We start from the raw sequence: 25,691 nt of genomic DNA on the forward strand, positions 1-25,691 counted from the left end.
ATACAGAATATGAAAGAATTTTATGAGACCTATAAGGTCTATCTGACACGAAAAAATTTAGAAATAGTAGCTTTGGTAGTGATTGTCTTATCTGCTTTGATGGTTTTCTTTTCGGCCATTCCAGGCCAGGGTGTCTTGACCTTGGACAAGGGGGCGATCCGTTACGACGGAAGTTTAGTCCGTGGCAAGATGAATGGCAAGGGAACCGTCACCTTTAAAAACGGCGACACCTATACAGGCAACCTCGTCAATGGCTCCTTTAGTGGTTATGGTAAGTTTAAGTCCAAGGCTGGTTGGACCTATGAAGGACAGTTTGTCAATGGTCAGCCGGAGGGCAAAGGAACCTTAACGACAGAAGCTAACGTCATATACAAAGGAACATTCAAGCAGGGGATTTATCAAAATGCGCATTAAATGGTTTTCACTCGTCCGCGTCACAGGACTTTTATTGGTATTGCTCTACCATTTCTTCCAGAAGTCCTTTCCTGGAGGCTTCATTGGAGTAGATATTTTCTTCACCTTCTCAGGATTCTTGATTACAGCGCTCTTGATTGATGAATTTGCGCGTAAGCAAGGAATCGACTACCTGGCTTTCTTAAAGCGACGTTTTTATAGGATTGTACCGCCACTTGTCTTTATGGTTTTGATCGTGATGCCCTTTACCTTTATGGTCCAACGTGACTATATGGCTGGTATTGGGACTCAGATTGCGGCGGTCTTTGGTTTTGTGACTAATTTCTTTGAGATGGCAACGGGTGGTAGTTACGAAAGTAACTTCATTCCGCATCTCTTCCTTCATACGTGGAGCTTGGCCCTAGAAGTGCATTATTATGTGCTCTGGGCACTTTTGGCGTGGTTCTTAGCTAAGTGGGCTAAGACGGTTGGACAATACCGAGGTATGCTCTTTTTCGCATCCAGCGGGCTCTTTCTCTTTACCTTCTTGTCTATGTTCATCCGCGCCTTTCTGACAGCTAATTTCTCTACCATCTATTTCTCTAGTTTCACTCACATCTTCCCCTTCTTTGCGGGATCGTGTCTAGCAACGGTGACAGGGATTGCTGATGTCAGCCCGAACTTTACAAAGCTGGTGCAGTCGTGGAGCATGAAAAAGACATTATCGGTCTTGGGGGGAAGCTTTGCCTTCTTGTTTGTACTCAGCCTTTTCTTACCATTTGATAGCTTGTGGACCTATCTATTCGGCTTTCTAGCGGCGACAATCGCAGCTGGTGCCATGATACTTTCGGCCCGCATTCTCCATGAGAAGACTCCGAATAAAAAAGAGCCGGTCATCCTCAATTTTCTTGCGGATACCAGTTATGGCGTTTACCTTTTCCACTGGCCTTTCTTTATCATCTTCTCTCAACATTTGGGAAATGTGATGGCAGCATTTGTGACGACGATTGTTTCCTTGATTTTAACGGCTCTCTCCTTCTATATTTTGGAGCCAACCATTGCAGGCAAGGAGCCTCGTGTCTTTGGCATGAAGATGGATCTCAGCTTTTTGACCAAGCCAATCTTTTACCTCATGATTCCTCTGGCTCTCTTGATGATCGGGATCTCTGCCTTTGCACCAACCGTCGGAGCTTTTGATGAGAGTTTGGTAGTGAGTGGCCTCAATCAAGCAGATAGCAAAATGCAAGTCACACGGACGCAGGTGGAAAATGCTACTGCAACAGACTATAATGTCTCAAATGGTGTGACCATGATCGGTGATTCCGTTAACTTGCGAGCGCAGGACTACTTGACTAAAGCGATCCCTGGTATCCAGATCGATGCGGTGGTGAGCCGTCAGTTGGAAAATGGAATGAAGGTCTTCGAGACCGATATCTCCAATAAAGTTCTCCTAAAAAATGTGGTCATTGCCCTAGGAACCAATACCGTGAGCAACTACAAAGAGTTGCTGGATCAGTATGTTGAAAAACTTCCAAAAGGCCGCCGCTTGATCCTTGTGACTCCATATGATGGTCGATATGCCAACGATCAGTCCAGTGAATCGGTTCAAACGCGTCTTTATGAGTTGGAACTAGCCAAGAAATACGACTTTATCACCATTGCGGACTGGTACCAAGTAGCAATTGAAAATCCAAATATTTGGGTGGGAACAGACTCTGTTCACTTCAATATGGAAACCAATGGTGGAGAACTCTATGCTCAAACCGTCAAAGAAGCTCTTGACAAGGCCGAAAAAGGTCCAGTCAAGAAGTAAAAACGCTTCTCTGAAACTGAAACAAAACAAATTCTAACAAAATAAAACAAAAAGCAACTTTTTACTTGTAAAAAGCTGCTTTTTTTAGTAAGATTAAGAAAACGCTTACAAAAATCGATTGAAAACATCTCTTTGTGAAGAAAAAATTTTTTTAATTATTTTTTCACAATTTTGCTAGATAATTGCTTTCGCAGCAATAGAATTGATAAAACTTTCACAAACTTCAAAAAATTCTTTGTGAAAGTTGCTTGGAAGTGTTTACAAAAATCTCAAAATAGAGTACAATTATATTGTGAAATAATTAACAAATCGAAATTTCTTACACTATTCTTGAAAATTTCCGAAAGCATGAAAAAGTTCTAGAAAAGGATAAGGGTTTCAAACATTGGAGGAAAGCATCAAATGGCTGATAAAAAAACTCTCTCACCTGAAGAAAAGAAACTCGCTGCTGAAAAACACGTAGACGAGTTGGTGCAAAAAGCGCTAGTGGCGCTTGAAGAAATGCGCAAATTGAACCAGGAGCAAGTCGACTACATTGTAGCGAAAGCATCTGTAGCTGCTCTTGACGCACACGGTGAGCTCGCTCTTCATGCATATGAAGAAACTGGTCGTGGGGTCTTTGAAGACAAGGCGACGAAGAACTTATTCGCTTGTGAACACGTTGTGAACAACATGCGTCACACCAAGACAGTTGGTGTCATTTCAGAAGATGACGTCACTGGTTTGACCCTTATTGCTGAGCCTGTCGGAGTTGTCTGCGGGATCACTCCTACAACCAACCCAACTTCAACAGCAATCTTTAAAGCATTGATTTCCTTGAAGACACGGAACCCTATCGTCTTTGCCTTCCACCCATCCGCTCAAGAATCATCTGCTCATGCGGCACAAATCGTCCGCGATGCAGCGATTAAAGCAGGAGCTCCTGAAAACTGTGTGCAATGGATCACGCAACCTTCTATGGAAGCAACCAGTGCCCTTATGAACCATGAAGGAGTTGCTACGATCCTTGCGACCGGTGGTAACGCCATGGTGAAAGCTGCTTATTCTTGTGGAAAACCAGCTCTTGGGGTTGGTGCCGGAAACGTGCCTGCTTACGTTGAAAAATCAGCCAACATCCGCCAAGCAGCACACGATATCGTCATGTCTAAATCATTTGACAACGGTATGGTCTGTGCGTCTGAACAAGCGGTCATCATCGATAAAGAAATCTACGATGAGTTTGTTGAAGAATTCAAATCTTACCACACTTACTTTGTTAACAAAAAAGAAAAAGCCCTTCTTGAAGAGTTCTGCTTCGGCGTAAAAGCCAACAGCAAGAACTGCGCGGGTGCGAAATTGAATGCGGACATCGTTGGGAAACCAGCAGCATGGATCGCTGAACAAGCTGGCTTCACTGTACCAGAAGGAACCAATATCCTTGCGGCAGAATGTAAAGAAGTTGGTGAAAAAGAACCGTTGACTCGTGAAAAATTGTCACCAGTCATCGCTGTTTTGAAATCTGAAAGCCGTGAAGACGGAATTAACAAAGCTCGCCAAATGGTTGAATTCAACGGTCTTGGTCACTCAGCAGCCATCCATACTGCTGATGAAGAATTGACCAAAGAATTTGGTAAAGCGGTCAAAGCTATTCGTGTGATCTGCAACTCTCCTTCGACTTTCGGTGGTATCGGGGATGTTTACAATGCCTTCTTGCCATCATTGACACTTGGATGTGGTTCTTACGGACGCAACTCTGTTGGGGACAACGTTAGTGCCATCAACCTCTTGAATATCAAAAAAGTCGGACGCCGGAGAAATAACATGCAATGGATGAAACTTCCTTCAAAAACATACTTTGAACGTGATTCAATTGAATACCTACAAAAATGTCGTGACGTTGAACGTGTCATGATCGTTACAGACCACGCTATGGTAGAGCTTGGTTTCCTTGATCGTATCATCGAACAGCTTGACCTTCGTCGCAACAAGGTGGTTTACCAAATCTTTGCAGACGTAGAACCAGATCCAGATATCACAACTGTTGAACGTGGTACAGAGATCATGCGTGCCTTCAAACCAGATACGATCATTGCTCTCGGTGGTGGATCACCAATGGATGCGGCCAAAGTAATGTGGCTCTTCTACGAACAACCAGAAGTGGACTTCCGTGACTTGGTACAAAAATTCATGGATATCCGTAAACGTGCCTTCAAGTTCCCATTGCTTGGTAAGAAGACTAAATTTATTGCGATCCCAACAACATCTGGTACAGGATCTGAAGTAACTCCATTTGCCGTTATCTCTGATAAAGCCAACAATCGTAAATACCCAATCGCAGACTACTCATTGACTCCAACAGTTGCCATCGTAGACCCTGCCTTGGTATTGACAGTTCCAGGATCTGTTGCAGCAGACACTGGTATGGACGTCTTGACGCACGCGACAGAAGCTTACGTATCACAAATGGCTAGCGATTTCACAGATGGTCTTGCTCTTCAAGCTATTAAACTTGTCTTTGAAAACTTGGAAAGCTCAGTCAAGAATGCGGACTTCCATTCACGCGAAAAGATGCACAATGCGTCAACCATCGCAGGTATGGCCTTCGCCAATGCCTTCCTCGGTATTTCTCACTCAATGGCCCACAAGATCGGTGCGCAATTCCACACCATCCACGGACGGACCAATGCCATCTTGCTTCCATACGTTATCCGCTACAACGGTACACGCCCAGCCAAGACAGCTACATGGCCTAAGTACAACTACTACCGTGCAGATGAAAAATACCAAGATATCGCTCGTATGCTAGGACTTCCATGCTCTACTCCAGAAGAAGCCGTTGAAGCTTACGCAAAAGCTGTATACGAACTCGGTGAACGCTGTGGTATCGAAATGAACTTCAAAGCACAAGGCATCGATGAAAAAGAATGGAAGAAACATTCTCGTGAATTGGCCTTCCTTGCTTATGAAGATCAATGTTCACCAGCTAACCCACGTCTTCCAATGGTAGACCATATGCAAGAAATCATCGAAGATGCTTACTATGGTTACAAGGAACGTCCAGGACGTCGTAAATAAGACGCCAAGGAACAACTGATGTTTATCAGCTACCCCCACTCGAAAGAGCGGGGGATTTTTGCTATTTTGGTCCAAAACTCGTTTTTTCATAAAAAATTAGACTTTTTTTCAGAAATTGTGTTATTTTTATAGCATTCCGAGCTATTTTATGTTACCCTATAGTGTGTGAATCTGCCTGTAGCTGAAGGGTTATGATCCTTTTTCAGTTATAGGAAACGAAAAAATAAATCCAAGAAAGGAGGCCATCTCAAATGGAGTTAGAAGGTGACGTGCAAGGAAGACAAGATCAGGCACAGAAAATTATTGAAATGCCCCAACGAGATCGGGAAACTTCCACTTCAGAAAATCAGCCATCATCTGCTTCAGTGGTCTCCATGTATGGGCAGGAAAAGCCAAGCATTTCTAGCCTCCATCAGCAACTAGCGAGCACGTCTGGGACCCAGACCATTCAATTGCGCGAGGAATTGGTGCTGGCGGTAGCGCAGAATGCTTCAGCGCAAGCAACTGCCTTTGAGGCAGAGGTCAAGGATAAGCTGGAAGAGGCCAAGGAGACGGTTTCTCATAAGGTCGCTGAGGTGTCACAAATGGCCCACAGCATGGCCCAATTTTTAACAGATGCAGAAGTGGAGCAACTATTAGGAGAGTTCTCCATGGATACTTGTTGGGACCAAGCGGTAGAGGCGGAGAACCTCGCCCAAGCAAAGGCCTACTCTACTCGCTTGTCAGATTTGGCAGGTCAGCTGGAGGCTGCTTCAGCTCAATTGGTGGACTTGGACAAGGGACAAGCGACGGCCTTTGATTTTTCATAAGTAGGAGAAAAAGATGTTAGAGATCCTGGGAGAGGACAGAGAACGAATTGAGGAGCTCCATCGAGAGATTAAAAAGGAGCAAGAGCGGATTGCGATCAGAAGTTTGATTGCAACGCAAAAAGCCTTGATGATGTTGGAAGGGATGAGTTTGCAGGTAACCTTGGGCGGTCAATCCGAAAAGATGCGCTCTTTTGCTACAACGACCCTCGTTAGTGATTTGAAAGATGGATTTACAGGAGGAGCAGCGGACGCGGTAGAAACAGCACTGAAATCAGTGAAGAAGCCGATTTTATTGAGTCCGATTAAAGGAGGTATGTGATGTACCATTCAGGAAATAGTGAATTAGAACAACTAGAAGATCGACATTACCGCTTCAACCAGAAACTTAGCGAGTTGGAGTGGGATTATGCGGATATGCGTATGGATGTCCGCCAACATACAGAAAATTTAGTGGACTGGCTAAGTGCCCTTCATTTTCAAGCGCCAAGTGCGGAGGCCCAAAGTGGCTTGGAGCGTTTATTTGCCTTGCAAGAAGAGTTTGAGGCAGAACTCAAGCGCTATGAAGAGCGTTTAGAAGAAGAGCGTGAGCGCGAGCAGCAAGAGTACTACAAGCAGCGCCAACAATTAGAACAAGGTGATTGAAACATTCCTCTGGTAGAGATAAGAGGAATGTTTTTGTTTGCTCAAAAACTTTTAAAAATGTGCTCATAAATTCTTGCAAGCGCTTACTTAGTATGTTATAATATTCACAAAGAAACGAAAATAAAATGGTTTTATCAAACCAACAAAAAAGGAGTCGCTTATGAAAGCTGCAACTTATGTATCTGCAGGCAATCTGCAACTGCTGGATCAACCAAAACCAGTGATCAAAAATCCAACGGATGCCATTGTGCGTGTCTTGAAGACAACCATCTGTGGGACAGACCTTCACATCCTAGGAGGAGATGTGCCAGCTTGTAAAGAAGGCACGATTTTAGGCCACGAAGGAATCGGGATCGTCGAAGAAGTCGGCGATGCAGTGAATAACTTCAAGGTAGGCGACAAGGTCATCATCTCTTGTGTCACAGCTTGTAATACCTGCTACTACTGTAAACGTAGTTTGCCTTCTCACTGTGAAGATGGTGGTTGGATTTTGGGTCACTTGATCAACGGAACCCAAGCAGAGTATGTCCACATTCCACATGCGGATGGTAGTCTTTATCATGCGCCTGAAACTGTGGATGACGAAGCCTTGGTCATGCTCTCAGATATTCTCCCAACCTCTTATGAAATCGGGGTCCTCCCATCTCATGTAAAACCTGGGGACAATGTCTGTATCGTTGGAGCTGGTCCGATCGGTCTTGCAGCTCTCTTGACTGTGCAGTTCTTCTCACCAGCTACGATTATCATGGTGGACTTGTCTGAATCTCGTCTTGAAGCGGCTAAGAAATTTGGAGCAACTCACACCATCTGCTCCAGCGATATCGCTGAAATCAAGGCCTTTATCAATGAAGTGACCGAAGGTCGTGGTGTCGATATCTCCATGGAATGTGTGGGCTATCCTGCTACCTTTGATGTCTGCCAAAACGTCATCTCTGTCGGTGGACACATCGCTAATGTCGGTGTCCACGGAAAACCGGTTAGCTTCAATTTGGATGATTTGTGGATCAAGAACATTACCCTCAACACCGGTCTTGTCAATGCCAATACTACTGAAATGTTACTCAATGTCTTGAAATCAGGCAAGATCGATGCGACTAAGCTCATCACCCACCACTTCAAACTCTCAGAAGTTGAAAAAGCCTATGATGTCTTTAAACATGCGGGTGAAAACCATGCTCTCAAGGTGATTATCGAAAATGATATCAGTGAATGAAGTGGCAACTAATATTTGTTCATAGTTTTTTTAGACGGACCAGAGATATTCTGGTCCTATTTTCAACCCCCAAAAGCCAATGATTCCTTGCAAAATAAATTTGTTGTCTTATAATAGAAGTACAGAAAACGATTACATAAAGAGAAAGGTGTGATCTTATGAAACGGTTTTGTTATCATCGTGAATTCTGGATGGACTTCCATTTCTGGATCTTGGTCTTGCTTTTAGCGGCTGTGGCGTTGACGATGCGGGCTCCGCTTTCGGTAGTTAGCCTGGCTTATCTTGCTTTTGTTGGGATTTTGATCCTTCTTCAGGTCTTTCAACCGGCTGTATCGACACGTCAGTATCCAGAAGGTAGCTACCATTTCAATTGGACCTTCTATCGCGATACCCGACTGTATATCGATCTCTCTTTACTAGCAGGTCTCTTGGCAGGCCCAATGGCTTCATCGGATATGGTCTATTGGATCTTGCTTGGAGCCGTCGTCGGCTCTATCGGCTTTGTATTTGTCGTAAAGGAAAAAGCGACTCAAAAGATGACCTAGGGAATCACCATGTCCTAGATCTCTGAAACTAGTTTCAGAGATCTTTTTATTTTCCCCTAAATGTGAAACTATAATCCAATTGCACGATTAATATTGTAAGCGCTTTAAAAATAGATTATAATCAATTTACAAGTACTCGAGTTGCCTTATTATCAAAGGAGTAGGAGTTATGTCAAAGATTACAAAAGATGAACTGATTGAACAAATCAAAGACGGCATCATTGTTTCTTGTCAAGCTCTCCCTCATGAACCGCTCTATACAGAAGCAGGAGGAGTCATTCCTCTCTTAGTAAAAGCGGCTGAGCAGGGTGGAGCTGTCGGAATCCGAGCCAATAGTGTCCGGGATATCAAGGAAATCAAGGAAGTGACCAAGTTACCGATCATTGGGATTATCAAACGTGATTACCCACCTGAAGAACCCTTTATCACGGCGACTATGAAAGAAGTCGATGAGCTGGCAGCTTTGGATATCGCAGTCATTGCGCTTGATTGTACCAAACGGCTGCGTCATGATGGCCTTTCGATTAGTGACTTTATCCATCAAGTCAAAGAGAAATATCCTGACCAACTCTTGATGGCTGATATCTCTACTCTGGAAGAAGGATTGACAGCTGTCGAAGCGGGAGTGGACTTTGTCGGAACGACCCTTTCGGGCTATACGGACTACAGTCCAAAGGTTGATGGTCCAGATTTTGAACTGATTCATCGTCTCTGCCAAGCAGGAGTAGATGTCATCGCAGAAGGCAAGATCCACTATCCGGATCAAGCCAAGAAAATCCATGATCTCGGGGTTCGCGGCATCGTTGTAGGTGGTGCCATTACTCGACCAAAAGAGATTACAGAGCGCTTCGTCGCAGCCTTAAAATGAGTAAACAAAACAGTAGATTGAAGGAGGAGGAGACCGAATAGAGAGTAGTCGAATCTGAAACATGAACAAGAATAGGCGTCCTCATTGAGGATAACCCCCTGTAAGAGTAATCTTACCGTAAATTGTGAGGAGAAATCACATGAAAATGAAAAAAGTATTGTGCTCGTTGGTAGCTGGTGCAGCTCTTCTAGCACTCGCAGCTTGTGGATCTGGCGGAGGTTCAAAAACAGAATCTTCTAGTGGAAATTCAGGTAAAACAGAAATCACTTGGTGGGCCTTCCCAGTCTTTACTCAAGAGAAAGCTGATGATGGCGTAGGAACCTATGAAAAAACTATTATCGAAGCCTTCGAAAAAGCCAATCCAGATATCAAAGTTAAACTAGAAACCATCGACTTCAAGTCTGGCCCTGAAAAGATCACAACGGCTATTGAAGCAGGAACTGCTCCAGATGTGCTCTTTGACGCTCCAGGCCGGATTATTCAATACGGTAAAAATGGTAAATTGGCTGACTTGAACGACCTCTTTACAGAAGATTTTGTAAAAGATGTCAACAACGACAATATCATCCAAGCTAGTAAAGCTGGCGACACTGCCTACATGTACCCAATCAGTTCAGCACCATTCTACATGGCGATGAACAAGAAGATGTTGGAAGATGCAGGAGTTCTAGACCTTGTCAAAGAAGGCTGGACAACTGATGATTTTGAAAAAGTCTTGAAAGCCTTAAAAGATAAAGGTTACACACCAGGATCCCTCTTCAGTAATGGTCAAGGTGGAGACCAAGGAACTCGTGCCTTCATTGCCAACCTTTACGGTGGTTCTGTTACAGATGAAAAAGTAACTAAATATACAACAGATGATCCTAAATTCGTCAAAGGTTTGGACAAGGCGTCTAAATGGATTAAAGACGGTTTGATGATGAACGGATCTCAATTCGACGGTGGAGCAGACATCCAAAACTTTGCGAATGGTCAAACTTCTTACACTATCTTGTGGGCGCCTTCACAAAACGGTATCCAAGCTAAATTGTTGGATGCAAGTAAGGTCGAAGTAGTAGAAGTGCCATTCCCATCTGACTCAGGTAAGCCAAAATTGGAATACCTTGTCAATGGATTTGCAGTCTTCAATAATAAAGATGAAAAGAAAATTGCTGCTGCTAAGAAATTTGTACAGTTCATCGCAGACGACAAAGAATGGGGTCCAAAAGATGTTGTGCGTACAGGTGCCTTCCCAGTTCGTAGTTCATTTGGTAAGTTGTACGATGACAAACGGATGGAAACCATCAGCACATGGACAAAATACTACTCACCATACTACAACACGATCGACGGTTTTGCAGAAATGCGGACCCTATGGTTCCCAATGTTGCAATCTGTTTCAAACGGGGATGAAAAAGCAGAACCAGCTTTGAAGACCTTTACTGAAAAAGCAAACGAAACGATCAAGAAAAAATAGATCATCTATGAAACTCAAATGATCCTTTCATAGAAATAAGAAAGCATAGGCCCCCTCGATTTCTTATCTCCATGTGTAGATTGAAAGAGGGGGCCTTCGTGTTTTCGCTCTCCTAATTATCATATGTAGGAAGGGGCAGTGCCATCCGTTCCACATAGGAATCAAGGAAAAAATAGAAAAAGAACACTAGGAGGTGCCTTGCTGTGAAGGTAAACAAAATCCGAATGAGGGAGACACTCGTTTCCTACGCATTCCTAGCACCCATTTTAATCTTCTTTACGGTCTTTGTCCTAGCACCCATGATTATGGGCTTTGTGACAAGTTTCTTCAACTATTCTATGACATCCTTTAAGTTTGTCGGTTTAGAAAATTATTCCCGCATGTTTGCGGATAAGGTCTTTGTGAAGTCCTTGATCAATACCGTCATCATCGTTATTGGATCCGTTCCAATCGTCGTATTGTTCTCCTTATTTGTAGCTTCTCAGACCTATCATCAAAATGCGATTGCGCGTTCCTTCTACCGTTTCGTTTTCTTCCTTCCAGTTGTTACAGGGAGTGTAGCGGTAACGGTTGTGTGGAAATGGATCTATGATCCACTATCAGGGATTTTGAACTTTGTATTGAAATCTGGACATGTCATCAACCAAAACATTTCTTGGTTGGGGGACAAACACTGGGCTTTGATGGCCATCATCATTATTTTGTTGACCACTTCAGTTGGTCAACCGATCATCCTCTACATCGCTGCTATGGGAAATATTGATAATTCACTTGTAGAAGCCGCGCGTGTGGATGGTGCAACAGAACTGCAAGTTTTCTGGAAAATCAAATGGCCAAGCCTATTGCCAACAACCTTGTACATTGCGATCATTACGACCATTAACTCTTTCCAATGTTTCGCCTTGATCCAATTGTTGACATCAGGAGGTCCTAACTACTCAACGAGTACCCTCATGTACTACCTCTATGAAAAAGCCTTTAAACTCTCTGAATACGGTTATGCCAACACCATGGGTGTCTTCCTTGCGGTGATGATTGCCATTATCAGTTTTGCGCAATTCAAGATCCTTGGAAACGACGTAGAATACTAAAGAAAGGAGCCTCAGATGAAACCAACACAAAAGAAACCCATCACTGCCTTTACAGTGATTTCAACGATCATTTTGCTCCTTTTAACAGTCTTGTTCATTTTCCCATTTTATTGGATTTTGACAGGGGCCTTTAAATCTCAGCCAGACACCATTATGATCCCACCTCAATGGTGGCCAAAGACACCAACCATGGAAAACTTCCAGCAGTTGATGGTACAAAACCCAGCCCTACAATGGTTGTGGAATAGTGTCTTCATCTCCCTTGCAACCATGCTTTTGGTGTGTATGACCTCTTCCTTGGCAGGTTATGTCTTGGCTAAGAAACGCTTCTATGGGCAACGAATTCTCTTTGCCATCTTCATTGCAGCTATGGCCCTTCCGAAACAAGTTGTCTTAGTTCCATTGGTACGGATTATTAACTTTATGGGAATCCATGATACCCTTGCAGCGGTTATTCTACCATTGGTTGGATGGCCATTCGGGGTCTTCTTGATGAAGCAATTTAGTGAAAACATCCCAACAGAACTCTTAGAGTCTGCTAAGATCGATGGTTGTGGAGAGTTGCGGACTTTCTGGAGCGTTGCCTTCCCAATTGTCAAGCCGGGATTTGCAGCCCTTGCCATCTTTACCTTTATCAACACCTGGAACGACTACTTTATGCAATTGGTAATGCTGACTTCTCGTCAAAATCTGACCATTTCACTAGGGGTTGCGACCATGCAGGCCGAAATGGCCACCAACTATGGCTTGATCATGGCTGGGGCAGCCCTAGCTGCAGTGCCAATCGTTACGGTCTTCCTGGTCTTCCAAAAATCCTTCACACAAGGGATTACCATGGGAGCGGTCAAAGGATAAGCCGTCTGCTTGGACAAACGATAGTTGTGTACAGATCGGTTTGCTAGGCTGAGACGTATCGAAAGGATGAGAATATGATATTTGATGATTTAAAAAACATCACCTTTTACAAAGGAATCCACCCCAATCTGGATCAGGCCATTGACTTTCTCTATGAGCATCGGAAGGATTCTTTTGAATTGGGGAGATACGATATTGATGGGGATAAGGTCTTCCTCGTCGTTCAAGAAAATACCCTCAACAAAGCAAAAAATGATCGCTTTGAACACCACAAAAGATATGCCGATTTGCATTTATTGATAGAAGGGCATGAGTTTTCGAGTTATGGATCTCGTGTGACAGGTGAGGCGCTCGCATTTGACGAAGCATCGGACATCGGTTTTGTCCATTGCCAGGAGTCTTATCCGCTTCATCTAGGCTATCATAATTTTGCGATTTTCTTTCCAGGGGAGCCTCACCAACCCAATGGCTATGCAGGGCAAGAAGATATCGTGAAAAAATATCTATTTAAAATTGCGATCGATTAATCACGTTAGAAAGGAGTGCCTATGTCATCTAAGGGGGCAGGATTGATCAAAACCGTTTTTAACACGGACAATGTAGTGATGCGTATCAGTGAGAAGGTTCTCGACTTGGTAACCGTTAATCTTTTATTTGTGCTAAGTTGTTTACCAGTTCTCACGATTGGAATTGCGAAAATTAGTTTGTATCAGACCTTATTTGCCATTAAGCACCAGCGTCGAGTTCCGGTGATTCGTAGTTATGCGAAGGCTTTTCGGGACAATTGGAAAATAGGCTTGCAACTAGGAAGTTTAGAACTGATTGTTGCAGGTATTTGTCTCTTTGATTTATTCTTATTTTGGGGGCAAACTTCCCTAGCTTTCCAAGCTTTGAAAACCATTTGTTTAGGCCTCTTTCTATTTCTTGTGTTGATCTTATTGGCTGCTTATCCGATTGCGGCCCGCTACCAATTGGATTGGAAAGAGTGTTTGCAAAAAGCCATGATTGTGACAGGCTTACATTTTCCTTGGTTCTTTGTCATGGGAAGTGCTCTCTTGCTTCTATGTATGGCTCTTGCAAGCTCAGTTTTAGCTTTCCTATTGGGGCTCATGATCTTTTTCTTGTTCGGCTTTTCAAGCTTGGCTTTTGCACAAGTTGGATTAATGGAAAAGATTTTCGCCCAGTACCGAGAATGAATTGAATTTATTAGTGACAAAAGGAGAAAAAATGTCAGATTTAAAGAAATATGAAGGAGTCATTCCCGCTTTTTACGCCTGCTATGATGACCAAGGAGAAATTAGCCCGGAGCGGGTACGTGCGCTGGTAGAATATTTTATCGCGAAAGGTGTGCAGGGCTTGTATGTCAACGGATCCTCTGGCGAATGTATTTACCAGAGCGTGGCCGATCGCAAGCTGATTCTAGAAGAAGTGATGGCAGTAGCTAAAGGGAAATTGACCATCATTGCTCACGTAGCCTGCAACAACACCAAGGATAGCGTGGAATTGGCACGACATGCAGAAGAACTAGGAGTGGATGCCATTGCGGCCATTCCGCCGATCTATTTCCGCTTGCCAGAATACAGTGTGGCCCACTACTGGAATGAAATCAGTGCAGCCGCACCCAATACAGACTTTGTCATCTATAATATCCCGCAATTGGCAGGGGTTGCTTTGACACCGAGCCTTTACAAGGAAATGTTGAAAAACCCACGGGTGATTGGGGTCAAGAATTCTTCGATGCCTGTTCAGGACATTCAAACCTTTGCTTCTTTAGGAGGCGACGGGCACATTGTCTTTAATGGCCCAGATGAACAATTCTTAGGTGGCCGTCTCATGGGAGCGCATGCAGGGATCGGTGGTACCTATGGTGCGATGCCAGAACTCTTCTTGAAGCTCAATCAGCTGATTGCTGAGAAAGACTTGGAGACTGCGCGTGCCTTGCAGTTTGCTATCAATGACATTATCGGAGTCTTGACGTCTGCTCATGGCAATATGTATGCGGTCATCAAAGCGGTTTTGCGCATCAATGAAGGTTTGGACTTGGGATCTGTTCGCTCCCCTTTGACGCCAGTAGTAGAAGCGGATCAAGAAGTGATTCAATGTGCTGCTCAACTCATTCAGGACACAAAAGCCAGATTCCTTTGATCAAAGGAGGTCTAGATGAATCCATATGTTGTAATTGATATCGGAGGGACCAGTATCAAGTATGGTCTAGCCGATGCAAAAGGGCAACTCCTGGAGACCCATGAAATGCCAACGGAGGCCCAAAAAGGAGGACCTCACATTCTTAGCACAACAAAGGAAATCGTAGCCCGTTATTTGAAGAAGCATCCTTTGGCAGGGGTTGCGATTTCTTCGGCTGGAATGGTAGATCCTGATAAGGGAGAAATCTTTTATGCTGGCCCACAAATTCCCAACTATGCAGGCACCCAATTCAAAAAGGAAATCGAAGAGACCTTTCAGATCCCTTGCGAGATTGAAAATGATGTCAACTGTGCCGGTCTCGCAGAAGTCACTACAGGCCATGCAAAAGGATCGAACAATGCTGTTTGCTTGACAATTGGGACAGGGATCGGCGGTTGCCTCTTGCTCGATGGTCAGGTCTTTCATGGCTTTAGCAATTCAGCCTGTGAGGTTGGCTATCTTCATTTGCCAGACGGTGCCTTTCAGGATCTAGCTTCAACGACGGCTTTAGTCGAGTATGTGGCAGAACATCATGGTGATCCTGTGGAACAGTGGAATGGTCGCCGTATCTTCAAGCAGGCAACTGAAGGAGATAAAATTTGTATGGCTGGAATTGATCGGATGGTGACCTACCTTGGAAAAGGACTGGCCAATATCGCCTATGTGGTCAATCCAGAGGTCATCGTTCTTGGAGGGGGGATTATGGCCCAGGAAGCGATCCTGAAACCTAAAATCTATCAAACGCTGTGTGCCGAACTGGTTCCTAGCCTAGCAGATAAGATCCGTTTGGAATTTGCCCACCACCAAAACGCTGCGGGTATGTTGGGGGCCTACTACCACTTTAGACAAAAACATGGAACATAAAACAAGTCGCGCTGGCGACTTGTTTTTGATTCATCAAAAAAAGCATGAAAGATGAAGAAAACTTGATCTTTTATGCTTTTTAAATAGGGAGACCATATTAAGATTTTCGAGAACGTTGAGCAGAAAGCTTTTTGTTTTCCCAGTAGCTATTAAAGACAATTTCCTTTTGTTCTCGGCTTTTATTAAGGAAATGAGCATAGATCAAATCGACCACAATGAGGAGTGGTAAAATAGCGGAGATTCGATCGATATAGGTATTACTAGGAAGAGGTGCGGCCGGTAACACTTCTGTGAATCCTTGGTGGATGGCAGCCGGGTTAGCGGTCACAAGAACCGTTTTAGCCCCTTTTTCTTTGGCGTCCAGGAGACTGTCTGTAATGGAGTTGGTGCCTCCTGACAATGAGAAACCGATGACTAAACAAGAGGAATCGAGAATACTGGTCGTCCAAGCAAAGCCATCTTGATCAGTCAGGGCTTCACAAACGACACCCAGTCGCATAAAGCGCAATTTCATTTCTCGGGCGACTAAACCGGAACTACCAATCCCGAAGAAATAGACTCGGTCTACATGATCGATTAGTTCAGCTACCCGATCTAATTGGGAATCTTTTACCAGGCTTTCAGTGACGTTACTGACATGGTGGTAGCGTTGCAAGACACTGAGAGTGAGTTCGTCATGCTCTTGCACCTGTTTTTGATTTTTGGTTTCTTCGTTAAAGTGATAGACAAATTCCCGATAGCCAGTGAAGCCACATTTTTGAGAGAAACGCGTTAAAGCTGCCTTTGAGACATGGAGTAGCTCAGTTACACGAGAAGAGGACAGGGAGTGCTGTCGTGCTTCGGATGATAAAAAATATTGGGCAATGTCGCGTTCCATATCCGTTAACTCAGCTTCATGGCTGGCGATAATGGTGCGTAAATCTTGATCTTGTTTCACAGCAATCCTCCTTTCTCACAGGATGAAATAACAGGATGCTCCTATAATATATTACACATTATAACATGGGGACCCGCTTTATTCAAGTAAAAGCAAGTAAGAAATACTGAAACTAGGAACAGGATATAAGAAAAGAAGAGAACGCTACCAATCTTGACAGTAGGGGCTTGTTGGTTGTCCACAATTTTCTGAAAATTCCCGGTTGGGCCTGAACAAACGCTATGAATTGTGGTATAATTTAAGATAATTGTACTGTTGTTGGAAGAACAATAGTTGAATAAGGAGGTGTGACGATGTCGAATGCAACACTCGAGATGATGCAAGAGATCGAGCAAGCTGCTCAGGGCGTGGTCGTAGGCTATGAAGCTCAAGTCGAACAAATCCGAACGGATTCGCGCGATCGCCTTGCAACAGTGGCACAGCATTACGATGAGGAAACCAAGCAATTGGTCACAGAGGCAGAAAAAAACGCCCAAGAAAGACTCGTCCGTTTAACGAAAGATCTGGAAGAAACGGTTGCGCGCAATGATGCCAGGGTACAAGAGGCGATGACCGATAAGCGAACTGGGTTAGTTGAAGCCATTGTAGAAAAGGTGGTAGCAAGCTATGGCCGTTAGTCAGATGCAAAAACTGTCCCTCATCTTGCCCAAAGATGACTTGGACAGTCTCCTACTAGCGCTACAGTCTGAGGCAAAAATCCAGATTTATGACCTAAGTGAACAGGAAGAGTGGCAGGCTGCCTTTGAGGCAAATACCTTGTCTCAACCCTTGACAGAGGACAATCGTCAAGCCCTGGTAGAGCTGCAAAAACGTCAAGAACAAGTTGAAAAAATGATTCAGACTCTGGAGCCTTACATGCCTGAGAAGAAGGCCCTGCAAGCTCTAAAGGAAGAACCCTTAAGCTTGTCTTTTGATGACTTGCAGGCCCACGGGATGATTCGAGATGAGGATCTTCTATTGACCAAGTTGAAACGCCAATTGCGCGTGTTAGACAAGGCTCGTCAGAAGATTGCGGATGCAAAGGCAGAGATAGAGCGCTTAGAAAAATGGCGACCGTTAGAGGTGACGCCAGCTGCCCTCGCTAATTTTCACTATGTGCATGGCTTGATTGGGACCATCCCAAATAGCGATACAGACGCTGTTCGTTCTTCCTTAAAAGCTCATCCTGAGCTGGAGCTAGAAGAAGTCTTTACGTCTGAAACCGAACACGGCTATGTCATCTTGTATCGCTCGGGAGATCGTGTAGCTGTTCAGGAGCTTCTAGAAGACCATGGGTTCAAAGAATTGGACTATGAAGAAGAGCAGGTCCCGGCCGCCTACTTGGATCGCCTAGAAGGGGAAATCAAAGAGCAAGAAGCTGTAGTTGCAGCAACCCTAGCAGAGTTGCAAAACTCCCAGAAGGAGCTGGACCAGCTCAAGTACCAGATGGATTACTTGCTGAGTTTGGGAGCTCGTGAGGAAGCCAAGTCGTTTCTTGCCAGCACGCAAAGCTTGGTAGCTCTAGAGGGTTGGATTGAAACCTCCCAAGTGGCCTCATTGCGAGACTTCTTGCAAGAAGGTTTTGGTTCTCGGGTCTTACTAGAGACACGCGATGTGACGGAAAAAGATTGGGATGACGTTCCGATCCAGTTGCGAAATAATGCCTTGGTAGAGCCCTTTGAATTAGTCACAGAGATGTACGCCCTGCCTAAATATTACGAGAAAGATCCGACACCGATCGTTTCTCTCTTCTACTTTGTTTTCTTTGGCATGATGGTCGCAGATATCGGTTATGGACTGTTGCTAACGGTGGCGACAGGCTTTGCCCTTAAAGCCTTTAAGCTCAAGTCTGGTACAGCCAAGAACCTTCGTTTCTTCAGTCTCCTCGGGATTTCAGTTGCCCTTTGGGGTGTGGTCTATGGCTCTTTCTTTGGATTTGAGATGCCTTTTGCCTTGATCAGTACGACTAGTAACGCTATGACCATCCTGATCCTGTCAGTAGTCTTTGGTTTTGTCACTGTCTTAGTGGGCCTCTTCCTAGGGGGAATGAAAAATGTTCGCCTCAAAGACTACACGGAAGCCTATAATGCGGGCTTTGCTTGGGTCCTGATCTTACTTGGTTTAATGCTTCTAGCAGTAGGCAATATCTTGCCAGGGATGAGCCTTCTAGTTCCGATTGGCAAGTGGCTGGCTATTTTGAATGCCATTGGGATCTTGATTGTTTCCATTGTCAGTGCCAAGAAGCTATCCGGTCTAGCCTCTGGTCTCTTTAACCTCTACAATGTCAGTGGCTATGTCGGAGACTTGGTCAGCTTCACCCGTTTGATGGCCTTGGGCTTGTCTGGAGCCAGTATCGGTTCGGCCTTCAACCTCATTGTCAATCTCTTCCCACCGCTTGGACGGTTTACGGTAGGGCTTCTGCTCTTTATCGTCCTACATGCCATTAATATGTTCCTGTCCTTCTTGTCAGGATATGTGCATGGAGCCCGTTTGATCTTTGTGGAGTTCTTCGGTAAGTTCTACGAAGGAGGAGGCAAGCCATTTCGTCCTCTCAAACCTTCTGAACGCTATATTAAAACAAAAAAATAAGTATTATCTTTAATAAATAGGAGTAAATTCATGGAATCTTTAGCATCATATTTTTCAGCCCATGGGGGCGCCTTCTTTGCAGCATTTGGTGTGGCGATTGCCGTTGCACTTAGTGGAATGGGATCTGCCCTTGGGGTTGGTAAAACGGGTCAAGCAGCAGCAGCGCTCTTGAAAGAACAACCTGAAAAATTTGCCCAAGCCTTGATTTTGCAATTGTTGCCAGGTACACAAGGTTTGTACGGTTTCGTTATCGGGATCTTGATCTGGTTGCAAATTAAGCCAGATATGCCACTTGAAACAGGGGTTGCTTACTTCTTTACAGCTCTTCCAGTTGCGATCGTTGGTTATTTCTCAGCCAAACACCAAGGAAATGTTGCGACAGCAGGGATGCAAATCTTGGCCAAACGCCCTGAAGACATGATGAAAGGGGTTATCCTTGCGGCCATGGTTGAAACCTACGCCATCTTGGCCTTCGTTGTGTCCTTCCTATTGACCCTACGCGTCGGCTAAGAGCTAGCTTTGATGGATTCGCCTTGCGAGGCGAAAAACACAAGACGCATGCAATAGGAGAAAAAACGATATGGATGAACAAACCCAATTAAAGGATTCGATCTTGGCCCAAGCCCACGAAAAAGGCCGTAAACTCTTAGAAGAGGCCAAGGAAACCATCCTAAAAGAAGAGACTGCGCAAGAAGAGCGTTTGATCCAAGATAAACTCAATCAACGCTCCGAGCAGCTCAAGCGGATTCAACGTCAATTGCAACGTGAAACCCAACAAATCGAAAATAAAAAACGCCAATCAACCCTTGTCACCAAGCAACGAGTCTTAAAGGATCTCTTTGCAGATGCTTATGAAGCGATGGTGGCTTGGCCCCTTGAAAGGGAAATGCAGTTTGTAGATGCGGTCTTAGATCGCTATCAGGGACAAGTTGTGACCCTGACCTTCGGGGCGGTGAGCGCTGCTAAATTTGATTCAGCAGCTCTCGAGAGATTGAAGCAGACGCATCAGAATGTGACGGTTGCAGATGCAACAATCCCAGCTCAAGCAGGCTTTATCCTGTCGGTTGGGAAGATTGATGACAACTATCTCTACCGTGATTTGGTGGATTCCATTTGGGAGCAAGAAAGCTACCAGATGGCAGCCAGCATTTTCACAGATGAAGAGAACTAGGAGGTTGCAATGAGCGAACGGACCTATTCTCAAGTCAATACAGGAATCAGCGTACGTGAGGCTAGTTTTGTCAGTCCCAGTCAGTTCGAGCAGTTGCTTGCAAGTCCCTCCAGCGAGAGTCGAGAAGGCTTGTTGCAGGGGACGTCTTATGCTTTAGACAGCCACGAGATCAAGGATTTATCAGCCCTTGAAGCCCGTCTGATGGCAGCCTTGTTGGCAGAATACCAATGGGCTTTTGAGGTAAGCCCTCAGTCAGACTTGGTTAGCCTTTTTACCTTGAAATACACCTATCATAATCTCAAGGTCTATCTAAAACACAAGGCGACAGAGCGCAAGTTGGGGCACTTATTGATCCCTATCGGTCCTTATTCTCTTGATGTGCTCGAGCATTTGGTGGCGACCTTTTCTGCGGAGCATTGCCCAGCCTTTATGGCGGAAGAAGTGGCTGCAACCTGGCAAGAATTCCAAGACTATCAGGACTTGCGGGTTCTCGAAATTGGGATGGACTTAGCTTATTTTAAACACCTGAGATACTTAGGCGACAGTCTAGATCATCCGACTCTGAAGCAGTTGGTAGACGTGACCATTGACTTTTACAATGCGATTACAGTTAAGCGGGCCTTGGATCAGCAAAAACCGCATAGCTTTATGCACCAATTACTCTCAGATGAAGGTAGTCTCAGTGCCCATCAGGTGATCGACCTGCTAGAATCCGGTCAGTGGTTGACCTGGTTTTATCAAGTCAATCCGCTGGAGTACGATCTCGCCTTAGAGACTTATGAAGAAAAGATGCGCACTGGTCAACTAAAGACCGTAGAGTTGGAGTATTTAGAGAGTTTGGTGAAATTCAGTCTTCTAGATGCTGGCCGTTTTGAAGTCGATGGACCACTCCCTCTTGTTCGTTATCTTTACGGAAAAGAGTTAGAGGTGACCAACCTTCGTTTGGTCCTCTCAGGTTTGGACAATGGTTTTCCGCTAGCAGACATCAAAGAAAGGATGAGACCGATTTATGGACAAACAGACCTATAAGATCGCCGTTGTGGGCAATCGGGACGCCATCCTTCCTTTTCGCCTGATTGGCTTTCAAACCTATCCGGTCACAGAGCCGCAAGAAGCGATCAATACCTTGCGAAAACTCAGTCGGGAAAACTTCGGGATTATCTACCTGACAGAGGATATTGCTCAGGCCATTCCAGATACAGTGGCTTTTTACGACCAGCAGCTGACACCGGCTCTGATTCTTATCCCGACCCATAGAGGGACTACGGGACTCGGCCAACAGCGGATTCGTGATAATGTCGAAAAAGCAGTGGGACAGGATATTTTATGAGAACAAATGAATTTGGCCAAGCGATTGGCGATGCACTGCCGGATTTTACACCGGGGCGTCTGCCAGCTATTGAGCGGATCGAAGGTCGCTATACCGTGATCGAGCGCCTCTCAAAAGAAAAACATGGAGCAGATCTTTATCAGGTCTACGGGCCGGACTCCCCAGCAGCGATGTGGACCTTTCTGTTCAAAGGCCCTGCCCGTAATGAGGAGGAGTGGGACCACTTATTAGATGATCTCATGACAGCCCAAGGTCGCTTTTACTATGCGATTGTAGACAAAGATTCAGGCAAGGCTTTGGGGACTTTCTCTCTCATGCGGATCGATCAAGCCAACCGGGTGATCGAAGTTGGAGCAGTGACCTACTCACCAGCGCTCCAAAAAACACGCATGGCTACGGAAGCCCAGTATCTGTTAGCGCGTTACGTGTTTGAAGATTTAGGCTACCGCCGCTATGAGTGGAAATGCGATGCCTTAAACCAAGCATCTCGCAAAGCAGCTGAGCGCTTAGGGTTCACCTATGAAGGCTGTTTCCGTCAGGCTGTTGTTTATAAAGGTCGTACCCGTGATACAGACTGGTTGTCCATCATTGGCCAAGAGTGGCCAGAAATCAAACAGCGCTTCGAAGCCTGGTTGGATCCAAGCAATTTCGATGCCAATGGCCAACAAAAGCAAGCTCTAAGAGAGATAGTACAAAAGTAAAACAAAGAAACAAAGGATTCCCAGGAGGAATACATGACTCAAGGAAAAATTATCAAAGTTTCCGGTCCCTTGGTGGTTGCATCAGGGATGCAGGAGGCCAATATTCAAGACATTTGCCGGGTCGGCGATCTTGGTTTGATTGGCGAAATTATTGAGATGCGGCGGGACGAAGCCTCTATCCAAGTATATGAAGAAACGTCTGGAGTCGGTCCAGGAGAACCAGTGGTCACAACCGGAGCTCCCCTTTCTGTTGAATTGGGACCAGGTTTGATCTCTCAGATGTTTGACGGGATCCAACGCCCCTTGGAACGCTTCCAAGAAGTTACTGCCAGTGACTTTTTGGTTCGTGGGGTGCAAGTTCCGAATCTAGATCGGGACACCAAATGGGCCTTCGAACCAAGTGTGACTGAAGGGACAGAGGTGGTTGCAGGAGACATCGTCGGTACTGTTCAAGAGACCAATATGGTGGAACACCGCATCATGGTACCCTTTGGTGTGAGTGGACGTGTGACTAAGATCGCAGCAGGTTCTTACACGGTGGAAGAGCCGGTCTATGAGATCGAGCAGGCAGATGGCAGTCTCTTTACTGGTACTTTGATGCAAAAATGGCCAGTTCGTCGAGGCCGTCCCTTTGCACAAAAACTGATTCCAGTAGAGCCTTTGGTCACCGGTCAACGGGTCATCGATACCTTCTTCCCTGTGACTAAAGGTGGAGCTGCAGCTGTTCCGGGTCCTTTCGGAGCTGGAAAAACAGTCGTGCAACACCAGGTGGCCAAGTTTGCCAATGTAGACATCGTAATTTACGTGGGTTGTGGGGAACGTGGAAATGAAATGACGGACGTTCTGAATGAATTTCCAGAATTGATCGATCCAACGACCGGTCAATCCATCATGCAACGGACCGTTCTGATTGCCAACACTTCGAACATGCCAGTAGCGGCGCGGGAAGCTTCCATCTACACAGGGATTACCATTGCCGAATACTTCCGCGATATGGGCTACTCCGTTGCCATCATGGCGGACTCTACTTCTCGTTGGGCAGAAGCTCTTCGTGAAATGTCTGGTCGTCTAGAAGAAATGCCAGGGGATGAAGGCTACCCAGCCTATCTTGGTAGCCGGATCGCCGAATACTACGAGCGTGCAGGTCGGGTCAAGACACTCGGGACCACTGCGCGTGAAGGTTCGATTACTGCCATCGGTGCCGTCTCTCCTCCGGGTGGAGATATTTCAGAGCCGGTAACGCAAAATACCTTGCGGATTGTCAAGGTCTTCTGGGGACTAGATGCTCAATTGGCCCAACGTCGTCACTTCCCAGCCATCAACTGGTTGAGTTCTTATTCGCTTTACCAAGATGAAGTCGGTCGCTATATCGATCTACATGAACAAATCAGCTGGTCTGAAAAAGTGACCCGCGCTATGAACTTGCTTCAAAAGGAAAGTGAATTGCAAGAAATCGTCCGCTTGGTTGGTCTAGATTCCTTGTCTGAAAAAGACCGCTTGACCATGAATGCGGCCAAGATGATCCGCGAAGACTACCTGCAACAAAATGCCTTTGATGAGGTCGATACCTATACCTCTTTCAGCAAGCAGGTGGCCTTGTTGACCAACATTTTGACCTTTGACCAAGAAAGTCAAAAAGCACTAGAATTAGGGGCTTACTTCACAGAAATCATGGAAGGGACCGTGGCTCTTCGAGACCGCATTGCCCGTAGCAAGTTCATCCATGAGGATCAGTTGGCAACCATTCAAGCCCTGAAAGAAGAAATCGTAGAAACCCTACACCAAATCGTCGCAAAAGGAGGAGTAGACAATGAGCGTGATTAAAGAATACCGTACTGTCAGCGAAGTTGTTGGTCCCTTGATGATTGTCGATCAGGTCGAAGGGGTTCACTACAATGAACTAGTAGAAATCAAGCTTCATGACGGAACGACCCGTCAGGGACAAGTCCTCGAAGTCCAAGAAGACAAGGCTATGGTCCAGCTCTTTGAAGGATCTAGCGGGATCAACTTGGAAAAAGCCAAAGTCCGCTTTACCGGACGTCCCCTAGAACTTCCTGTGTCTGAAGACATGGTCGGACGCATCTTTAATGGGATGGGCAAGCCAATCGATGGCGGTCCAGAGATTATCCCAGAGAAGTACTTGGACATTGATGGACAAGCTATTAACCCTGTTTCGCGGGACTATCCGGATGAATTTATCCAGACAGGGATCTCAGCCATTGACCATTTGAATACCTTGGTTCGGGGCCAAAAACTCCCAGTATTCTCAGGTTCTGGTCTTCCTCACAAGGAGTTGGCGGCTCAGATTGCTCGTCAAGCGACGGTCCTTAATTCTGAAGAAAACTTCGCCGTGGTCTTTGCGGCTATGGGAATTACCTTTGAAGAAGCCGAGTTCTTTATGAACGACCTTCGGGAGACAGGTGCAATTGACCGCTCTGTCCTCTTCATCAACCTAGCCAATGACCCAGCTATCGAACGGATTGCCACTCCTCGGATCGCCTTGACAGCCGCCGAATATTTGGCCTATGAAAAAGATATGCACGTCTTGGTTATCATGACGGATATGACCAACTACTGTGAAGCCCTTCGGGAAGTATCCGCTGCCCGCCGGGAGGTTCCAGGACGTCGGGGCTATCCAGGTTACCTCTATACTAACCTCTCAACCCTCTACGAACGTGCAGGACGCTTGGTTGGAAAGAAAGGATCTGTGACTCAGATTCCAATCCTCTCCATGCCAGAAGATGACATCACCCACCCCATCCCTGACTTGACAGGCTACATCACCGAAGGTCAGATTATTCTGTCCCGCGATCTCTACAATAGTGGTTACCGCCCACCGATCAATGTTCTTCCATCCCTTTCTCGTTTGAAGGACAAGGGTTCTGGTGAAGGCAAGACTCGGGAAGACCATGCGGCGACCATGAACCAGCTCTTTGCGGCCTACGCCCAAGGGAAACAAGCCAAAGAACTGGCTGTAGTACTTGGGGAGTCTGCCTTGTCAGATACGGACAAGCTCTATGTCAAATTTACCGATCGCTTTGAGCAGGAATACATCAATCAAGGTTTCACCACTAATCGTACGATTGAGGAAAGTTTGGATCTCGGTTGGGAACTCTTATCCATCCTTCCACGAACAGAGCTTAAACGGATCAAGGATGAGATGATTGACAAGTATCTGCCAAACAAAGAGGATTAGC

Annotated in this window: 26 protein-coding genes; 25 read left to right on the plus strand and 1 reads right to left on the minus strand. The window is 45.4% G+C overall.

Features of this window, described 5'->3' with window-relative positions; all coding sequences use genetic code 11:
* The first annotated feature begins 9 nt into the window (after positions 1–9).
* The 16 genes from O3642_RS08215 (at position 10) to O3642_RS08290 (ending at position 15,787) form a co-directional block, all read left to right on the plus strand.
* On the plus strand, positions 10–414 hold the full coding sequence (locus O3642_RS08215) for a hypothetical protein (RefSeq protein WP_371605767.1): 405 nt from the start codon (positions 10–12) through the stop codon (positions 412–414).
* A complete protein-coding gene (locus O3642_RS08220; protein WP_371605768.1) occupies positions 404–2,206 on the plus strand; it encodes an acyltransferase family protein in 1,803 nt (600 codons plus the stop codon). Before O3642_RS08215 ends, O3642_RS08220 begins: the two co-directional genes overlap by 11 nt.
* Before the next feature lie 402 nt (positions 2,207–2,608).
* Positions 2,609–5,260, plus strand: a complete 2,652-nt coding sequence (gene adhE, locus O3642_RS08225) for a bifunctional acetaldehyde-CoA/alcohol dehydrogenase (RefSeq protein WP_070666661.1) — start codon at positions 2,609–2,611, stop codon at positions 5,258–5,260.
* Positions 5,261–5,511: 251 nt separating this feature from the next.
* Positions 5,512–6,069 (plus strand): hypothetical protein, encoded by a 558-nt coding sequence (locus O3642_RS08230; RefSeq protein WP_313790599.1) that lies wholly within the window; start codon positions 5,512–5,514, stop codon positions 6,067–6,069.
* A 13-nt stretch (positions 6,070–6,082) separates the two neighbouring features.
* Positions 6,083–6,388: a hypothetical protein gene (locus O3642_RS08235; protein WP_003002376.1), complete on the plus strand. Its 306-nt coding sequence runs from the start codon at positions 6,083–6,085 to the stop codon at positions 6,386–6,388.
* On the plus strand, positions 6,388–6,711 hold the full coding sequence (locus O3642_RS08240; RefSeq protein WP_003009394.1) for a hypothetical protein: 324 nt from the start codon (positions 6,388–6,390) through the stop codon (positions 6,709–6,711). Before O3642_RS08235 ends, O3642_RS08240 begins: the two co-directional genes overlap by 1 nt.
* Before the next feature lie 160 nt (positions 6,712–6,871).
* On the plus strand, positions 6,872–7,924 hold the full coding sequence (locus tag O3642_RS08245) for a zinc-dependent alcohol dehydrogenase family protein (RefSeq protein ID WP_003015314.1): 1,053 nt from the start codon (positions 6,872–6,874) through the stop codon (positions 7,922–7,924).
* Between the two features lie 158 nt (positions 7,925–8,082).
* On the plus strand, positions 8,083–8,469 hold the full coding sequence (locus tag O3642_RS08250; protein ID WP_313790600.1) for an ABC transporter permease: 387 nt from the start codon (positions 8,083–8,085) through the stop codon (positions 8,467–8,469).
* Positions 8,470–8,638: 169 nt separating this feature from the next.
* Positions 8,639–9,337 (plus strand): N-acetylmannosamine-6-phosphate 2-epimerase, encoded by a 699-nt coding sequence (locus O3642_RS08255; protein WP_313790601.1) that lies wholly within the window; start codon positions 8,639–8,641, stop codon positions 9,335–9,337.
* A gap of 139 nt (positions 9,338–9,476) precedes the next feature.
* Positions 9,477–10,793 carry an ABC transporter substrate-binding protein gene (locus O3642_RS08260; RefSeq protein ID WP_371605769.1) on the plus strand — a complete coding sequence of 439 codons (1,317 nt, stop codon included), beginning with the start codon at positions 9,477–9,479 and terminating at the stop codon, positions 10,791–10,793.
* Between the two features lie 203 nt (positions 10,794–10,996).
* Positions 10,997–11,884, plus strand: coding sequence for a carbohydrate ABC transporter permease (locus tag O3642_RS08265; protein WP_004219531.1), 888 nt, complete (start codon positions 10,997–10,999; stop codon positions 11,882–11,884).
* A 15-nt stretch (positions 11,885–11,899) separates the two neighbouring features.
* On the plus strand, positions 11,900–12,739 hold the full coding sequence (locus tag O3642_RS08270) for a carbohydrate ABC transporter permease (protein WP_003002334.1): 840 nt from the start codon (positions 11,900–11,902) through the stop codon (positions 12,737–12,739).
* A gap of 74 nt (positions 12,740–12,813) precedes the next feature.
* A complete protein-coding gene (locus O3642_RS08275; protein WP_247913812.1) occupies positions 12,814–13,266 on the plus strand; it encodes a YhcH/YjgK/YiaL family protein in 453 nt (150 codons plus the stop codon).
* A gap of 21 nt (positions 13,267–13,287) precedes the next feature.
* Positions 13,288–13,935 carry a YesL family protein gene (locus O3642_RS08280; RefSeq protein ID WP_004219519.1) on the plus strand — a complete coding sequence of 216 codons (648 nt, stop codon included), beginning with the start codon at positions 13,288–13,290 and terminating at the stop codon, positions 13,933–13,935.
* A gap of 31 nt (positions 13,936–13,966) precedes the next feature.
* Positions 13,967–14,884, plus strand: coding sequence for a dihydrodipicolinate synthase family protein (locus tag O3642_RS08285; RefSeq protein ID WP_371605770.1), 918 nt, complete (start codon positions 13,967–13,969; stop codon positions 14,882–14,884).
* A gap of 15 nt (positions 14,885–14,899) precedes the next feature.
* Complete coding sequence (locus O3642_RS08290; protein ID WP_003014031.1) at positions 14,900–15,787, plus strand: ROK family protein; 888 nt, start codon at positions 14,900–14,902, stop codon at positions 15,785–15,787.
* Positions 15,788–15,884: 97 nt separating this feature from the next.
* Here the strand turns inward: O3642_RS08290 and O3642_RS08295 are convergent, their stop codons facing one another.
* Complete coding sequence (locus tag O3642_RS08295; RefSeq protein ID WP_371605771.1) at positions 15,885–16,724, minus strand: MurR/RpiR family transcriptional regulator; 840 nt, start codon at positions 16,722–16,724, stop codon at positions 15,885–15,887.
* 293 nt (positions 16,725–17,017) lie between these two features.
* Here O3642_RS08295 and O3642_RS08300 point away from each other — a divergent pair, with 293 nt between their 5' ends.
* The 9 genes from O3642_RS08300 to O3642_RS08340 all read left to right on the plus strand — a co-directional run bounded on the left by O3642_RS08300 (position 17,018) and on the right by O3642_RS08340 (position 25,690).
* Entirely contained in the window at positions 17,018–17,341 is a 324-nt protein-coding gene (locus O3642_RS08300; protein ID WP_371605772.1) for a hypothetical protein, read from the plus strand.
* The gene (locus O3642_RS08305) at positions 17,331–19,292 is read left to right on the plus strand and encodes a V-type ATP synthase subunit I (RefSeq protein WP_371605773.1); all 1,962 of its coding nucleotides are present in this window, start codon (positions 17,331–17,333) and stop codon (positions 19,290–19,292) included. The genes O3642_RS08300 and O3642_RS08305 overlap by 11 nt, the downstream gene beginning before the upstream one ends.
* A 30-nt stretch (positions 19,293–19,322) precedes the next feature.
* Positions 19,323–19,802: a V-type ATP synthase subunit K gene (locus O3642_RS08310; protein ID WP_003009435.1), complete on the plus strand. Its 480-nt coding sequence runs from the start codon at positions 19,323–19,325 to the stop codon at positions 19,800–19,802.
* A 70-nt stretch (positions 19,803–19,872) separates the two neighbouring features.
* Positions 19,873–20,463, plus strand: coding sequence for a hypothetical protein (locus O3642_RS08315; protein WP_371605774.1), 591 nt, complete (start codon positions 19,873–19,875; stop codon positions 20,461–20,463).
* A gap of 9 nt (positions 20,464–20,472) precedes the next feature.
* Entirely contained in the window at positions 20,473–21,492 is a 1,020-nt protein-coding gene (locus tag O3642_RS08320; RefSeq protein WP_155127618.1) for a V-type ATPase subunit, read from the plus strand.
* Positions 21,473–21,793, plus strand: coding sequence for a V-type ATP synthase subunit F (locus tag O3642_RS08325; RefSeq protein ID WP_003009443.1), 321 nt, complete (start codon positions 21,473–21,475; stop codon positions 21,791–21,793). Before O3642_RS08320 ends, O3642_RS08325 begins: the two co-directional genes overlap by 20 nt.
* Positions 21,790–22,494 carry a GNAT family N-acetyltransferase gene (locus tag O3642_RS08330; protein ID WP_371605775.1) on the plus strand — a complete coding sequence of 235 codons (705 nt, stop codon included), beginning with the start codon at positions 21,790–21,792 and terminating at the stop codon, positions 22,492–22,494. Before O3642_RS08325 ends, O3642_RS08330 begins: the two co-directional genes overlap by 4 nt.
* 33 nt (positions 22,495–22,527) lie before the next feature.
* Entirely contained in the window at positions 22,528–24,318 is a 1,791-nt protein-coding gene (locus O3642_RS08335; protein ID WP_041826169.1) for a V-type ATP synthase subunit A, read from the plus strand.
* The gene (locus O3642_RS08340; RefSeq protein WP_003002370.1) at positions 24,305–25,690 is read left to right on the plus strand and encodes a V-type ATP synthase subunit B; all 1,386 of its coding nucleotides are present in this window, start codon (positions 24,305–24,307) and stop codon (positions 25,688–25,690) included. The genes O3642_RS08335 and O3642_RS08340 overlap by 14 nt, the downstream gene beginning before the upstream one ends.
* The last annotated feature ends 1 nt before the right edge of the window (position 25,691 follow it).

The organism is Streptococcus sp. 27098_8_66, from assembly GCF_041431945.1.
In the GTDB taxonomy this organism is placed as follows: domain Bacteria; phylum Bacillota; class Bacilli; order Lactobacillales; family Streptococcaceae; genus Streptococcus; species Streptococcus dentalis.